Consider the following 16,473-nt stretch of genomic DNA (forward strand, 5'->3'; position numbering starts at 1 on the left):
CTTTAAAGATTCATATTTAAAAGGTTACTAACACAAGTCCATTATTTTATTTCTTATTCTTGATTTATAATTTGTATACGCTTTCGCGAAAGCGTGCTTATTAAAACAAAATTATTACAATTTATAAGTGACTGAAAAAAATAATATCCTAGGTTGCACAAACACTCGACTCTCAGAAGCCTGAAACTGAGACAAATTACTTGACAGCTTTATCTCGTTGTTTAACAGGTTAATAGCCTCTATTTTAAAACTCCATGCAGAAGACTCTTTCCAATATTCTAAAGATGCATTAACTGTATTAAAATCATTAGTCTGACCGGCACTATTATTTGTAAAATAATTCAGTTCATAATCTGCTGTAAATAAAAAGCTCTTGAGGAAATTAAAATCAATAGCTCCTACAGAAGTCCAGTTTTCAAAATTGTTTGAAATATTACTACCCTCTAAATTATTAGATTGATGACCAATTTCAATTTCAAAATTAGGCGATTTTTTAAATCTTGTTCCTACTTCTATACTATTACTGATAAAAGCAGATCTATAATCTAGAACAGACTCATTCACGATTCTTTTGTAGTCACTCATATTAATGTTTCCTTTATAAGACCATTTCATATTCCATAAATACGTAGAATAATTAAGACGCCCGTTATAAGTGTTTTCTGGCAGATCTGTTTGTATTAAAGTTTGAATTTGATTTACTCCGTCGACAGCAATGCCATTCCTTATACCTTCTATAAAACGGCTATAGGAAAGTGACGCGTTAAAAAGAGTCCCTTCAAGTAGCTTAAAAGATTGATAACCTAAACTAAAATTATGATAAAGGGAATTATCTAGATTTTCGTTCCCTCGTGTAATTTGATTGAATGAATTGATGCGCAATCTATTAGCAAAATTAATTGGGTTCGCAAATCTTGAATTCATTTGGTATTTAAATCTAAGCTTTCTAGAACTAGATGGCTCATATTCTACTGAGAGTTCAGGAAGAGGAACTAATTTTGATTTTGAAGAAAAATCATTTTCTAATTGTCGGGCATTCCATTCATATAAATGAGCCACTAAACCAGGTTTAATAATATAATTGCCGTACTTCTTTTTAAGTTGAAAACCCAAATAATAATCTTCTATACTACCAGACAAATCATTATTAAAACCATCGTTTTGAAAACTATTTATAGAGCCGTCATCTAAAAGTTGAGAATCTGTGTTTGTATAGTTCGTATTTGAAATATTAAATCCTGTCAAAGGATATAAATGTGTGGTTGAGTTAATGACGTAATAATGTTTTATTCCCAATTTGAATTCGGTAGTTTTTCTATCTGAAAATTGGTTTACATTGAAAACTCCAGATTCTTGCGTAATTAAAGGCACGATTCCTAAAAAAATAGGCTGGTCAAACAAATTTATCCCGATGTAACTTCGATCTTCAATTTTAAAACTAGTCTCGAGTGTTGAAATGTGCTTAGAATTAAAACGTTTGTTCAGGTTTAATTGAGGAGAAAATGTAAAATCAGTTGTTTCTTGAATTGTGCTATTGAACTGATTACTTTGTGGTGATGTAGAAAGTAAGTTTCTTTTCAAATCTGAGCTAAAATCTTTGAAATCTATTCTCCCTAGAACATCTAAATCATTGCTAGTCGTATAATTTAATTTTACTGTGTTTGCAGTAAAACTAGCATCTTGCTCACTATCGTCAGACCGAGTCTCTGTAAAATCATCCTCGATAAGATAATTAATTATAGATTCGTCCATGGTTTTTTGGCTATTACCATTATTGATCGTGTAAGCAGTTATATTAAGGCCAGAATCAAAATCGTGATTCAAATTAAATGCGCCAAATAAAGTTTTTAGTTCCTGAAAATCCGCATTTGATAAAGACCTTGCAACTTCATCATTTAATGTTTCACCTATTTTTGAATAATCGTTGAGCAAAGTAGAATTACCCATTTCAAAATTGAGGTAATCACTCGTTGTAAAAGACCGCACACCAGTATTGTTTACATCACCTATAAAATTTACCGCGGTTTTAGGACTGTAATAAAATAAAAGGGGACTTATTTTATAGCGATCTTCAATTCCTGCACCTACATTTACATCTCCAAAAACAAAGTTGCGCTTACCATCTTTGAGCTTGATATTAAGTGCTAGTTCATCACTATCTGTAAGTCCTTTAAGCCATGGTATTTTTGAATAATTATCGAGGGCGACAACTTCATCAATAGCGTCTGCCGGGATATTGTTGACTCCTAATTTCTCGTCGCCGTTAAAGAAATCTTTTCCATCTACCATTAATTTTGTCACATCCTTACCGTTAACCTTCACATTACCTTCTCTGTCCACATCGAGACCTGGTAATTTTTTTAAGATATCTCTCAATTTACGCTCTGTACCATCTGTAAACTGATCTGTACGATAAGTAATAGTATCTTTTTTTACAGAAACGGCTAGTTTTTTTCTAAGTATAATTTCATCAAGTGATTCAGCACTTTCTTTGAGAATATAATTTTTGACTAAGTCGTTTTTCAAGATGACAGTATCTTTAATCTCATTATACCCTAAATAACTTATAGTAATGACATAAGATTTATCCTTAGAAAGTTTTAATTTATAATTACCATCTATATCACTTATGGAAAAGAGTAGTCCTTCTTCCTCACCTAAAGATTTAGAATAAATTGTGGTATTCTCAATAGGGTTTAACAAACTATCAGTTACTTGACCTTTAAGAACGATCTCCTGACTAGCAGCGAAATTTAATAATAAAAAAACAGCAAGTAAGATAATTACTTGCTGTTTATTAAAATGAATAAACATTAGCCTCTATTTTTTTATCCTTTCCTCTATCGCTTTCCCAACCAAAGTTGCTTTTTTATGGGATTCAAATTCAGTGATAATCTGTTTTGTTGTTTCCTTTAAAACCTTATTTTCGCCAGTTTCAATATTTGAAGCAGTAATTGTTGCATTTCTTACCTTGACCTCTAAAATTAGGCCTGGTAAATTAGTATAAACAATAGGTCCTCCACGTTTATTAATACTAGGAGCAAACCATGCTTCCACATGATCTCTAGCAAATTGACGCGGCAAAGATTGCTTATATTTGATAGTAGCTTTAAAACATTCAAAACCCAAAATATTCTTAGACTCTGATGTCACTAACCATGTAGCTTGTTTGTCATCATAAAGAACAGCATGATCATTTAAATCATTTACTCCTATAATAATATTAGCACCTTTACTATACAAATAATCATACAAGCCTAAACTAACAGGCGCAATACTTCTTACCAAGCTATAATCGGAATCGACACTAGAAGGCAATGACAAAATAAACTGATCGTCACCTATCGTATTTAAAATAATTTTTTGGTTTTCAATGTCGTCTTTTACTTTCTGGAGATAATATTTAAATCCTTGAAGTTGACCATTTGGAATATTATTTTTTTTAGCTAACTCAATTCCTTCTTTTACTGAAGTTCCATTATAGGAGGCCTTATAAGTAACTTGTAAATTTTGACCAAATAACAAAAAAGAATTAAAGAAAATAAACAGATATGTCAATTTCATGTTTTATGGCTTAATAGTTGTCGTTGTGTCGCTTTTACCTCCATTATTAATACATGCCCAATAAAGTGAACTGTACGCATTAGTTGCTTCTTGTTGTGAACCACCATTTATTAGAACACCCCAATAACCGCCCGCAGCAAAATCATCACAATCCTGTGGGTCTTCAACCTTATTACTAGGTGACTTTATAGAACAAAATCCACTCATCCCTACAAATAAAACAGCTAGTAGACCAGCTCTTAAAACATTATTAATAATTATTAAAGTTTTTGATTAGAGCATAAAGTAAAGCAAAGTAAATATGCAAATTAATTACTTTAAAATTCAAATCACTGCCTCAACCTAAATTGAATTTTACTCCATTCTCTCATAATAAAACCTAGAATAATACCTTGTTCTAGGTTTTTTTCTTGCACATCTGCCAGATAATATAACTGTTGTAATTTTGGATCGCTATCTTCTATCGCCTCATTTAATAAAGAAACTAAGGCTTCCAGAAATTCCTTAGGTTCATTAATTTCTATAGACTCATAACCAGATCGCTGTAAATCTTTATTTACTTGACTCTTGTACACCATAAAAACATGATGCCTATCTTCTAGTTTATCTTGTAAAACGGTAAGCTTTTCTGACATATGCTGACTTTAAAGATTCAAATTTAATAGGTTACTAACACAAGTCCATTATTTTATTTCTTATTCTTGATCAATAATTTGTTTACGCTTTCGCGAAAGCGAGAAATAACAAAATCAATCTCAAAATCTCTACTGGACCTTCAAGATACTTAAAAGAAGTAAAAGGACTGACTAACTAAAGGCCTTCCTCCCACGCGGAAAGTTTTATGACAAAAAAAGAATTACTCCATATTGCCGAATCCTACTTTGAGACTCAAGGCTGGAAAGCTTTTCCGTTTCAAAAACAGACTTGGAATGCTTTTCTATCTGGTAAAAACGGGCTGCTCAACGCACCTACTGGAAGTGGTAAAACCTACGCACTTTGGGTAGGAATAGTTCTTAGTTACATTAAATCAAACCCAGATTATAAAACCAAAAATAAAAAAGGCTTAAAAGCGATCTGGATCACACCTTTAAGATCGTTATCTCAAGAAATAGCACAAACTTCGCAAAAATTTGTTGATGGGATTGGCTTACCTTTTACAGTAGGAATACGATCTGGTGACACCACCACAAAAGAAAGGGCCGCACAAAAAAAAGCGATGCCCGATTTATTAATCACCACGCCAGAGAGCTTGCACCTATTGCTTGCTACTAAGGATCATGTAAATGTATTTAAAGATTGCAACGCGATTGTTATTGATGAATGGCACGAACTTTTAGGTACCAAACGTGGTGTACAAATGGAATTAGGACTTTCTCGTCTCGCAGGAACTAATAAAAACCTACGCATATGGGGAATTAGTGCTACAATAGGAAACCTCGAACAAGCTAGACAGGTTTTATTAGGAGTAGATTCTGACCGTTTCAATAATAGCACACTCATCAAAGCTAATCTAAAAAAGGAAATAGAAGTACGTTCTATCATCCCGGAGACCATGGAGAAATTTCCATGGCGTGGTCATTTAGGATTGCATCTCCTTGAAGATGTTGTAAAGATTATCAACCAAAGTAAATCGACACTGATTTTTACCAACACCAGAGCACAATGTGAATTGTGGTTTCAGGCACTGATGCATAGACATCCAGAATTTGCTGGTGAGGTAGCTATGCATCATGGATCCATTAATAAGGAAACACGTATTTGGGTAGAAAATGCGATTAGAAACGAGTCGTTAAAGGCGTGTGTATGCACCTCTTCTCTCGATTTAGGAGTAGATTTTGCGCCAGTAGAAACCATCATTCAAGTAGGAAGCCCCAAAGGTGTTGCTCGTTTTTTACAACGTGCAGGAAGATCTGGTCACCGACCTGGAGTAACGTCAGTTATTTATTTTTTACCTACACATGCTTTAGAACTAATAGAGGCAAGCGCTTTACAAGTTGCCGTTAAAACCCAAGCTGTAGAGGATAGACTGCCTTACCTTAATTGTTATGATGTGCTTATTCAGTATCTATGCACACTAGCTGTTTCTGGAGGGTTTTATCCTGATCACATATATCCAGAGATAAAAGCTACTTTTTGTTACCAAGAACTTACTTATGAAGAATTTGAGTGGTGCTTGCACTTTATAGTTTATGGTAGTGCTTCATTAGAATCTTATGACGAGTATAAAAAGGTCTCCATAGATGAGGATGGTCGTTATTTTATAAACGATCGCGGTATCGCCATGCGACATCGTTTACAAATGGGAACCATAGTAACAGGAACTAGTATTACTGTAAAATATGCCACTGGTGGTTACATAGGTTCCATAGAAGAATATTTTATAAGCCAATTATCAAGTGGTGATGTATTTGTATTTGCCGGTCGTACTCTAGAATTTGTACGTTTAAAGGGAATGGTAGCCCAAGTGCGTAATTCTTCAAAGAAAAAAGCAAAGGTTACCAGCTGGATGGGCAGCCGCATGCCATTAACCTCTCAATTAGGTGAATTACTAAGAGAAGAAATGCAGCATTTTCAAAGCGGTAAAAAAAGATCTCCAGAGGTGAAAGCGCTCAAAGACATTATCAATAGACAACAGCAGGAAAGCATTGTACCAAAAAATAATGAGTTTCTAATAGAAACTTTCAAAACTAGAGAAGGATACCATTCGGTATTTTATCCTTTTGAAGGTCGATTAGTTCATATGGCTATGGCAGGACTCCTGGCTTATCGCATGAGCTTATTACAACCCATTAGTTTTACTCTAGCTTATAATGATTATGGTTTTGAAATCTTAAGCGATCAAGAGTTTGATATGCAAAATGTGCTGGACAACAACCTCATCACATCAGACATGATTCTTGAAGATCTAGAAGCAAGTGTCAATGCAACAGAACTTGCCAAAAGAAAATTTAGAGATATCGCTGTTATTTCTGGACTAGTATTTACTGGCTATCCTAATAAGGCTGTAAAAGTAAAACACCTGCAAAGCAGCAGTCAGTTACTCTTTGAGGTATTTAGAGATAATGAGCCTGATAATTTGCTATACCGTCAGGCATACACAGAGACCTATGAGCAAGAGATAGAAGAATACCGTTTGCGAGAGGCTTTTGAACGTATAGAAAACCAGACGATAGTATGGAAAGCTTGTGAAAAGCCTACACCATTTTCTTTCCCAATAATTACAGACCGCTTACGCGAAAAGTTATCTAGTGAAAAGCTCGCCGATCGTATAAAAAGAATGCAGTTAAAATGGGAATGAGGAATAAACTTGAATTTGAATTCGAATTTAAAAAATACGATGCTGGTTGATTAGTAACTCTGCAAGGAACAGATCGAAGTATCAAAACCTCACTTGAAATTAAAAGTTACTTCGATGAGAAATGATAGTAACATTAAATATATACTTTCATAAGGGCGGAATTAACCCTACTCTTATGGAAGAAAAAAAAATAAAAAATATTAAAAAACATCGAGATAAGATGTAGACAATGCCAACAGAAATAGTTGGCATGTAAAATCTTATGGGTTTTCATTTACCTTCATTTACCTAAAAGAATGACATTCAGCTCAGTTAGAAACGTAATCAGATTTAAATAGGCCTATATCCCTTACGAGTTTTCACTCCTATTAATCGCATTTCTTCTTTGAGAACTGATACTTGATCTTCAAAGGTTTTTCTATTCTCTTGTGCTTTGTTGCCTATGCGACCATATCTAGTAATGATATCAAATTCATCTACAGCAATTTCCCAAAACTTGTTGCTAGAACCTTCTGAGAATTCATAACGTTTAAAGATTAAATCGTTACTTGACATTTCTTTTTCTTTAGGTTTCAAATCATTATCAAGCTCTAATAGATCATTCTTTTCTTGAGGTTTTGAATCAGGTAATTCTTCATTTACTGTAGATGAAATCTGCTCTTCAATAGGACTCTCTAATTTGTTTTCAACTTCATTTTCAAGTTCGAGTTCAGGTTCAATTTCCTGTTCCTTTCCTTCTAGCTTTTGCATGATTTTTTCCATCACACGTTCTGGTTGTTCTAACCAGTCCTTGCTATAAACATGTTGTAATTTCCAGCCGAATGCTCTTAGAACATCTGGTTTCTGACAGTATTGTTCCAGAATATTATCAGTTGCATAATGAGTAGAACGATCTATTAATATAGCAAGTTTGTAAGAAGTCGCCTCGTTTTCGCGCACAGCGATATCACATTTAAAATGAGATTGCCCGACGGCATCGTCTATCGTATAACCTTTTGCTTCCAGCTTTTCTTTCAACTGATTAATAATAGGAAGTCGTTTAGTTTTCTCAGCTTCATCTTCATGAGCATGTAAACTATCGAGAACAGAATTGGCCGCCATTAACTGACCATCAGATGTATGTTTTGCATACTTCAAGAACTTCTTAAAGTAATTTGCTCCTTCATTATAATCGTTCTTGATATTTTCTGCCTGAATGGAAGAGACGATCATCATATTTTGCTTTGCTCTTGAAAAAATAACATTAAGCCTCTTTTCTCCACCGCGTCTATTAATAGGTCCAAAGTTCATAAACATCTTGCCCTGATTATTAAACCCATAACAAATACTCATGATTATAATATCACGCTCATCACCCTGAACATTTTCTAGATTTTTAACAAATAAACCTATGAATTGGTCTTCTTCTGTACGCTGGTATTCTTCTTCTAATTGTATACCGAATTGAGGATCTTCTAACGCTAGTTTATCTAGAGCACTTTCTATCTCACTTTGTTGATCCATAGAAAAAGCTACAATACCTATACTTTTCTTAATGTCATTCATTAAAAAAGTACGCACTAAGTTTGCGATATAAGCAGCCTCATCTTTATTCGTACGCTTATGGTAAATAGCATTTTCCATATAATGATAACTGATGCTGCGGCTCAAAACATCTTTATAATCGATCTCTTGATCTGGATCTATTATAGGTGCTAGTGGCTCAATGCCAGCATTAGGTATGCGACTGTCTGGTATAGTAAGTAGGTTTCTTTTATAAAACGCTGCATTACTAAAACTTATTAAACTCTCACGACGGCTGCGGTAATGCCAACCTAACATTACAGAACTCAATTTACGAGCTCCTTGATTCAATAAGCTATCGGCATCGAGGCTTATACCTATCTTTTCTTCTGTTTCTTCTTCATCTTCTTCTTGATCGGTAACATTTGCACTGAAAAAGTTAGTAGGCGGCATTTGCATCTCATCTCCTACAATTATAGTTTGATGCGTTCTGAAAAGTGATGGAACTCCTTCTTCTACCGTTATTTGAGATGCCTCGTCATAAATAACCACATCAAAGATAGAAGTATCAATAGGCATAGAATCACTAACACTAAGCGGACTCATTAACCACACTGGTTTAAGTGTAGTCATAATATCTTGTGCATCTCCGGTCGCAAGTTCACGTATAGATTTATAACGCATGCTCTTACCGAATTCGTTTTCTAGAATCCTGCGCGATGCATTGTATTCCTTTTTAAGAACTTTCTCTTCTTCTGTTAACTGTGCAGCCACAGACTCTGTAATACGCACTTTATTTAAGAATTTATCTCTAATCTTAGAGCGTATAAATGCGACATTAGAATCGTAATAACTATCTAGTAGTGAGCTTATCCTATGTACAGAATTCCCTAAACCGTCTTCACTAGATTGAGAAAACACAGGATCTTTTTCATAAACCTCTTTTACAGATTTATATGCCGTATGAAAAGCAATATCATCTGTTTGCCAGTCTCTAGTACGTAGGTTCTCTTGCATTTCTGGACTCAATCCATGAAGTTGCTCTATATATGGAGCAAATAAACCTAACGTATGTACAGCGGCTCTTCCACGCTGCAATTGGTCTTCAATTTGCGATAGTGTCTGCGCTCCATGATTAGAGAACAAACCTTTTAGATGACTATATAAATCATCAAATTGAGATTTAAAACTTAATAAAGAACGTACATAAGAAGTATGATCTGTAGTCGTCCATGCCTTAATAATATGATCTGGATGATCTTGTTGCTGTTGAATCCACTGATAATCTGTTACAAAATTAGTAAGACCAAATCTTTGTGCTGCCTCTTCTCGTTGTTCCTCTAACTGCTCTAACGCTTCATATTCTTCATTAAGCGATTTAAGCACACTACTTATTTCTGGTTTTATCTGGTGGGCATTAAAATTATAAGAAGCTTTTACCTGTCCTTTTAATTTATACCAGCCCGGATTTAAAAATTTGAAGAAACTACCGTCTAGCTTCTCCCATTTTTGAAGAGCTGTCTTTGCATCTGTATCATCAAATTTTTGAGTCCAGTTTTCATTCTCTTCTATAAGTCGCTCATGCAGTCTTCGCTGTTTCTCTAGTTTTCTATTCAAGTTATCTAACTCTGACGCGGCGATGGTTTTTTTATCAAAAATGCCTAAAGAATCACGCTCAACTATTCTAGCTACTTTCTCTGCAAAATCAAATTCTTGATGCCACGCCTCTATAGATTGTTCTTTTACCTCAACCTCTTGTTGATCTAACAGCTCTACCAGTGCATCTAACCCATCTGTTGCTTTTTCTATTTTCTCAAGTACCTCTCCTTTTACATTAGACGCTTGTAATATCTCTACAGCAACACCATTTAAAGCATAATTTGCAATAGAACTACCGTGCTCATTGAGCTTTACTTGTGAGATAAATTCTGTAATCCACGCTTCATTATCTGCCCATTCTTTATAAAAAGGCACATAAATCAACTCTTGATCTGAAAGCATCTCCTTTTCTTGATAATACGCTATCAGTACTTGATATAAATCATATAAAGGCGGCTCACCATCTCGCATATTTACATGAAACTTTTCTAGTTTACCTAGATGCGTTTCTATTTCTTGGATGGTTTTATCTCGCTTTCGCGAAAGCGTGCTCGTATTCATATTCTTTTTCATGAAAGCCTCATAAGTATCTTTGAGGTTCATGATAAAAGCTTTTTTATCTGTTTGAGAATCGTGAATCAAGCAACACAATTCGTCTAGTTTTTTATTCTTCAAACGGTGGAAAACCACATCTAACGCCGCACGTTTTTCACAAACGAAAAGCACTTTTTTATCTCTCGCCACATAGTCGGCTATGAGGTTAGTAATGGTCTGTGATTTACCTGTTCCTGGTGGTCCCTGAATGATATAATTCTCACCAGATCGTGCTTTTAACACCGCTTGCGACTGTGTGGGATCTGACTGAATTATAGGATACAACTCTTCTAGACTGGTCTTTTTATAAGCGTCTAGATTAATGTTTTTAGGCTGATCACTGAAGAGCTCATCAAAAACATCATCTTTAATATCTGCTTTTAAAATCTCAGAATAATCACGCACCAGACTCATTTTACGGTATTTAAAATTACCTAGAGTCATGTTACAAGTATCCACTTCCCACACCAGCGGATTTACCTTTCCATCATTATCGGTATGGTAAAAACTGCGCCTGCGCTCTGCAACGGCAAGGTCTGTGTAGGGATTAATATCTTCGTTAATGATGTATTCTAACTGGTTGTGCTTTTTGGCAATTAGATTATTAAAAATAGCTAGACCTAACGGCTTCACATTTTCGGCATCATAAGAATAATCATAACTGCGAGTGCTCAAACCAGAGTTACGGTTATTAAGTTTGCGCTTTTTAAGTTTAAAGTTGCGTTTTGCAATTTTATGTATGAGCTGTATTTTAGGCTTGTCGCGCCATTGTAAATCTATTCCTGTACCGCCTAACGCAATCTGGTTTTTTATACTTTGTACCAGCTCTTCTATGCTACTTGTTTCTAGATCTACAAAGTCTGGTAAATCTATGTCGTAAAGATCCTTGAGGTAATAACTCAAAACAGGATTTACCTCTGCCTCTGTGTCATTTACCGTTAATTCATACTTATCTTTTATTCCTTTTTTCTTTGTGATAGAAACTGGTAGCAATAAAAGAGGCGAACTTATACGCTCGTCTGCACTTTCTTTAAAATTATACCAGTGTAAAAAAGCGACCACAACACGCAGCTGATCAAAACCGTATTCGTTCTTACTTTTGCGCGCTTCTAATCGTATTTTATTAAGCGCTGGAGATAAAAATCTATTTTGATCTATGTCTAGATAACGATTAAGATTTATCTTTTTCTTACTTATAAATTGAGTCTCTATATGACTATTCCAAAATATTAAATCTTTCTCATTAATATTTTTATAGTCCAACAACATAGGTACAGAGGACTCTGTCAGGTTTAAAAAGCCACCTCGATCATTAAAGTAGAGTAATTTGTTTCTTCTAGAAATATCAAAAAGTCTGCGTTTTAATTTATCAAGAATATAACTACCACGATCCGACAGATTCAGGTTTCTAAAACCTTCTGTATCGGTAAGATCTACATAGTTTTCTGGATTAAAATCACGATAATTTTTAAGTTTTGCTATTATTTCTTCTAGACTAGGCGCACGATCTTCTCTATAAAGTGGTGTCATCTCCCTAATTACATGATGTATAGTAGGGTGCAGGTTTTTATTATAAAAATAAAGTCGCTCTCTGTTTTCTACAAAACGTTCTAACTCTTCTACATCTCTAAAATCTATCCCATAGGCTACACTAGCTAGTATAAAACCTAATGTGAAAATCTCGGTAATAGGATCGTAATGACCAGTTTCAAAATCCCAGGTTTTATAATGTGGTAAATAGACCGGTTTTGAAATAGGCACATCTAGATCTTTATGAATCGCATCATGATCATAAAGTCTATCACCATAATCATCTGGAGCGTCTAAAGGATCGAGAGAACTTGCTTCTTTATAATTTACACTTACCTCAACTGCATAACGTTGTTTAGGTTTCTTAAATATCTTACTAGACTGTGTAAAATTCTTCCCCTCAGATTCGGTAACCAGTACGCGACCGTTGTAATCAATAGAATCGATAGAATAAATACCTAAAACTAGATTGCGCTCTCTAAGAAAATGTGCTTTTTCTAAAAGTGGTAAAACTCTAGCTATAAAATCTGGTGTCGTGCTGCCGCCATGGTCCTTAACCTCATCTAGCAGACTGAAAAAACTTGCCTTATAATCACTCATTGTCGTATATACTGCTATCTTGGTTCTCGGTTACACGGCTCAAATCACTCATAGCCTCTTCCTTTAATTTCTTGAAATCTCTAATAGTTAGTTTTAATTCTTTTCTTAGAATACGCTCGTAATCTTCTTTTAACTCTAACAATTCTGATACCTCTAACGTATGCGCGAGCGGTAATTTTTCTAGTGCGCTATCTATTCTAGCAAAGTCCAATAAGAGATAACATAAATAACTCTTAGTACTAGGTGTGGTGTGTTTTAGCTTTCGCGAAAGCGTACTCGTATCTATCTTTTCACTTCTATTAAAGTCGGGAAAAAACTGTTGTGCTAGATTTATCACAGCATTAGAATTGATCCATTGAGGCCTTAAAATAAGCTGTATAAAGTCAGAGGTTAATGCTCGAGTCTCTTCTTGTTCAAAAATATCTAAGCTATTGATATCCCACTTTCCCTCTATTAACTTGTGCAATTCTTCTTCATAATCTTTAGAATTGCGCGCTTTTAAATCTAGAGCAATACTGCGCAAGTAAGATTCTGGGTGTGTTTGCTGGTTAGTCGATTCATCTTCCTGACTTATGATCTCTTTGGCCTGATCCAGATAACTTTGTGCATTTACGTCTGCCAGTCCTGTATTTAATTTGATGAGCATTTGTATAACGGTGTAGTGCTCTCTACAGGATTTAAAAGCACCTGTATCGCAAAAAAGTTCTAAATACAGTTGAAAAATACGTGCCGTTTCTATGATGCTGTCCTCACTACGAGAATCATTTGCTAGAGCGAGAACTATACGTTGCGTCACCTCATAATCTCCATCTTCTATTTTAAAGAAAAGGTAATGCGATAGCTCGTGAGCTATTAAAGCCTTTAACTGTTTATCATCTAACAACTGTAAAACATTACCAGAAAAAACAATGTGCGCTTCTCTCTCTATTACTGAAATACTTGCATTTACTTGTAAGCTGTTGTTCTCTTGGTAGAAAGTTACTTGTGCATCGATATTTAGATCTTTACAAATAGCATCAGACACACGGTATAAATTTGCATGACTATCTAGATCTAAACGGTAGGTGTTTTTAAGCAGATTCTTTTTAAAAGACTCTACTTGTTGTGCTTTAATCTTCTCGTCTTTAAACCATTGCCAGGTTTTCTTGCGACTTTTTAAATGGTCTCTTAGTTTTTTATGGTATGGAAAAGGTTCTAAAAGTGCCTTTTGATCTATTGCAACGTCGTCAGTCATTCAATTATATTATGTATTTCCCCTAGGCTTTAAAGTTAAGGAAAACGACGATGATTTTATCCTTTGCTCTTATCAAAAATGGTTTAATGAATACCTCTCTTTTCTATAGCAGCCTATAGTTTAATTTTCTAATTTTAAAGTATCAATAAGAGTCGTTATTTGATCTTCAATACTATAAGGACTTTGCATTCTAAAATATGTATCGTTTTCAATTTCAAAAAGTCTACCAAGATAAAGGGCGAAAAAATCTGAATCCAAATTATTTACATCATAAGCCTTCTTGAATTTAGGATACATTTTTCTCCTAATATTAGGCTCAAAAGAATGATGAACTACTAAGGCAGGAATCATAGATTGAGATTCATTGAACACCTTTTTACTTGGGTAATCATAGTTATCTAGATACCATTTGATTTTAGATAGATTAACATCATCTGCTTTATTCATTCTATCGTAGTACTCTTTTTCACTTAGTTCAGTTTCAGATAGACCTTCTCTAACCTCTTGGTCAGATTCAAACACCTTTTGAAGAAATGCTTTTCTATCTTCCATAGTTTTCAATTCTTCTCCAATAAACGTTTGTGCTCTTTCTTTTTTCTGGCACGAGCTTAAGGTTACTAGTAGTACTAGTGCATAAATGACTTTTTTCATAAGGCAACTTTAACACCTAAATATAAAAAGGGTGGAATTAACTCCACCCTTTTTAATTATAAATAATAGTTTCTATCACTCTTCTTCCTCTACGTATTCAGGATATAAAAATGCGTTATAAGGAAAACGCTTCACGTGAATCTCACGAACACGATCATATACTTTCTTACGGAAATCATCCATATTTTCTTTTTCGGTAGCTGAAATAAAGATCACGTTTTCACCCATTTTTGCCATCCATGTTTCACGCCATTCTTCTAATGAGTAATGAGCAGAAGTACGCTCTTCCATTAAATCGGTTTCGTCATAATCTTGAGCCTTGTAAGCATCAATTTTATTAAAAACCATGATCATAGGCTTATCGGTCGCATCTATTTCTCCCAAAATTCTATTTACAGAAGCAATATGATCTTCAAAAGATTCATGAGATATATCTACTACATGAAGCAGTAAATCAGATTCTCGAACTTCATCTAACGTAGATTTAAAAGACTCTACCAGCTGTGTAGGCAGTTTTCTTATAAACCCTACCGTATCTGTTAATAAAAAAGGCATGTTGCGCAGCACTACTTTGCGTACCGTAGTATCTAATGTTGCAAAGAGTTTATTTTCTGCAAATACCTCACTTTTTGCAACGGTATTCATCAACGTACTTTTTCCAACATTCGTATAACCGACTAACGCTACACGAACTAATGCACCACGATTACCACGTTGTGTAGACATTTGCTTATCGATAGTCAGGAGTTTTTTCTTAAGTAACGTGATGCGATCACGTACAATACGTCTATCGGTTTCTATTTCTGTTTCTCCAGGACCACGCATTCCTATACCACCTTTTTGTCTTTCAAGGTGTGTCCATAGTCCTACTAATCGAGGTAAGAGGTATTCATATTGCGCCAGTTCTACTTGAGTACGTGCATAACTGGTTTGTGCTCGTTGTGCAAATATGTCTAGAATCAAATAAGTTCTATCAATAATTTTTGCCTCGAGAATTTTTTCAATGTTCTTTTGCTGAGATGGAGAAAGCTCATCATCAAAAATAATGGTGCCTATATTATGTGATTGTACATAGGCTGCGATTTCTTCCATTTTACCCTTTCCTACAAAAGTTTTAGGATTGGGTTTTTGCATTTTTTGATGAAAACGTTTACTAACGGTTGCACCAGCGGTATAAGCTAGAAACTCTAACTCATCCATGTATTCATTAAGCTTGTCTTCATTTTGTTGTTGAGTAACAACACCTACGAGGATTGCTTTTTCGTATTCGTGATTTTCTAATTCTAACATAAAGATTTTTAGACTATAACAAAGATACTTTTTTCCCTTAAAGCGAGCATACTATTTAATAAGAGCTTATGAAATGAAAAAAGTCGCATTACCAGCTGATAATGCGACTTTTAAAATAGATAAAATTCTAATTAGTTAGCTAAAATTTCTTTAGCATTAGTAATCGCCGTCATCGTGTGATCTCTTAATTCTTTAATCTCTACCACTTCTTGTTCTAAAACTGGCATTTTTTTATCAAGATCAGCTTTAGTCTCTGGAGATGGTTCACCATAAGGAAATTTCTCAGAATAGTCTGCCATCCAGTCCATCATACCGTCGTGAGATGCTTTTAAGTTACCTGCAGTTGCATCTAACTTCATTAATTGATCTTCACTTAACTCAGCACCTTCTTTACTAGCAACTAGTTCTCCTTTAAGCTCCATAAGCTCTCCCATTTTAGGCATGATCTCGTCATGTACATCCATCGCCTCAGTCATAAGAAGGTCATAGGCTTCTATTTGCTTTTGTAATGCCACCTCTTCTTTACTAGGCTCGTTCTTACATGAGGTAAGAGTTAGAACAGCTAGTAATAAAATATAAATTGAATTTTTCATAGTTTTTCTTTCAAAGT

General features: G+C 34.6%; 10 protein-coding genes. 1 reads left to right on the forward strand and 9 read right to left on the reverse strand.

Annotated features, from left to right (window positions below; translation table 11 throughout):
* Window positions 1-114 precede the first annotated feature (114 nt).
* The 4 genes from ABJF08_RS05550 to ABJF08_RS05565 all read right to left on the reverse strand — a co-directional run bounded on the left by ABJF08_RS05550 (window position 115) and on the right by ABJF08_RS05565 (window position 4,199).
* A complete protein-coding gene (locus ABJF08_RS05550) occupies window positions 115-2,814 on the reverse strand; it encodes a carboxypeptidase-like regulatory domain-containing protein (RefSeq protein ID WP_348115078.1) in 2,700 nt (899 codons plus the stop codon).
* A gap of 6 nt (window positions 2,815-2,820) precedes the next feature.
* Entirely contained in the window at window positions 2,821-3,564 is a 744-nt protein-coding gene (locus tag ABJF08_RS05555; protein WP_348115079.1) for a GLPGLI family protein, read from the reverse strand.
* A 3-nt stretch (window positions 3,565-3,567) separates the two neighbouring features.
* A complete protein-coding gene (locus ABJF08_RS05560) occupies window positions 3,568-3,771 on the reverse strand; it encodes a hypothetical protein (protein ID WP_348115080.1) in 204 nt (67 codons plus the stop codon).
* 122 nt (window positions 3,772-3,893) lie between these two features.
* Window positions 3,894-4,199 carry a hypothetical protein gene (locus tag ABJF08_RS05565; protein ID WP_348115081.1) on the reverse strand — a complete coding sequence of 102 codons (306 nt, stop codon included), beginning with the start codon at window positions 4,197-4,199 and terminating at the stop codon, window positions 3,894-3,896.
* Window positions 4,200-4,405: 206 nt separating this feature from the next.
* On the opposite strand from ABJF08_RS05565, the gene ABJF08_RS05570 reads away from it, so the two are divergent.
* Window positions 4,406-6,862 carry a ligase-associated DNA damage response DEXH box helicase gene (locus ABJF08_RS05570; RefSeq protein WP_348115082.1) on the forward strand — a complete coding sequence of 819 codons (2,457 nt, stop codon included), beginning with the start codon at window positions 4,406-4,408 and terminating at the stop codon, window positions 6,860-6,862.
* Window positions 6,863-7,192: 330 nt separating this feature from the next.
* Here ABJF08_RS05570 and ABJF08_RS05575 read toward each other — a convergent pair whose 3' ends face one another.
* The 5 genes from ABJF08_RS05575 to ABJF08_RS05595 all read right to left on the reverse strand — a co-directional run bounded on the left by ABJF08_RS05575 (window position 7,193) and on the right by ABJF08_RS05595 (window position 16,456).
* Window positions 7,193-12,688 carry an AAA domain-containing protein gene (locus ABJF08_RS05575; RefSeq protein ID WP_348115083.1) on the reverse strand — a complete coding sequence of 1,832 codons (5,496 nt, stop codon included), beginning with the start codon at window positions 12,686-12,688 and terminating at the stop codon, window positions 7,193-7,195.
* Entirely contained in the window at window positions 12,681-13,922 is a 1,242-nt protein-coding gene (locus ABJF08_RS05580; protein ID WP_348115084.1) for a M48 family metalloprotease, read from the reverse strand. The genes ABJF08_RS05575 and ABJF08_RS05580 overlap by 8 nt, the downstream gene beginning before the upstream one ends.
* Window positions 13,923-14,042: 120 nt before the next feature.
* Window positions 14,043-14,573, reverse strand: coding sequence for a membrane lipoprotein lipid attachment site-containing protein (locus ABJF08_RS05585; protein WP_348115085.1), 531 nt, complete (start codon window positions 14,571-14,573; stop codon window positions 14,043-14,045).
* A 75-nt stretch (window positions 14,574-14,648) separates the two neighbouring features.
* Window positions 14,649-15,863 carry a GTPase HflX gene (hflX, locus tag ABJF08_RS05590; RefSeq protein ID WP_104514453.1) on the reverse strand — a complete coding sequence of 405 codons (1,215 nt, stop codon included), beginning with the start codon at window positions 15,861-15,863 and terminating at the stop codon, window positions 14,649-14,651.
* Between the two features lie 131 nt (window positions 15,864-15,994).
* Window positions 15,995-16,456, reverse strand: coding sequence for a hypothetical protein (locus ABJF08_RS05595; RefSeq protein WP_348115086.1), 462 nt, complete (start codon window positions 16,454-16,456; stop codon window positions 15,995-15,997).
* Window positions 16,457-16,473 lie beyond the last annotated feature (17 nt).

The sequence above is a fragment of the Nonlabens sp. genome, assembly GCF_039941875.1.
Classification (GTDB): Bacteria; Bacteroidota; Bacteroidia; order Flavobacteriales; family Flavobacteriaceae; genus Nonlabens.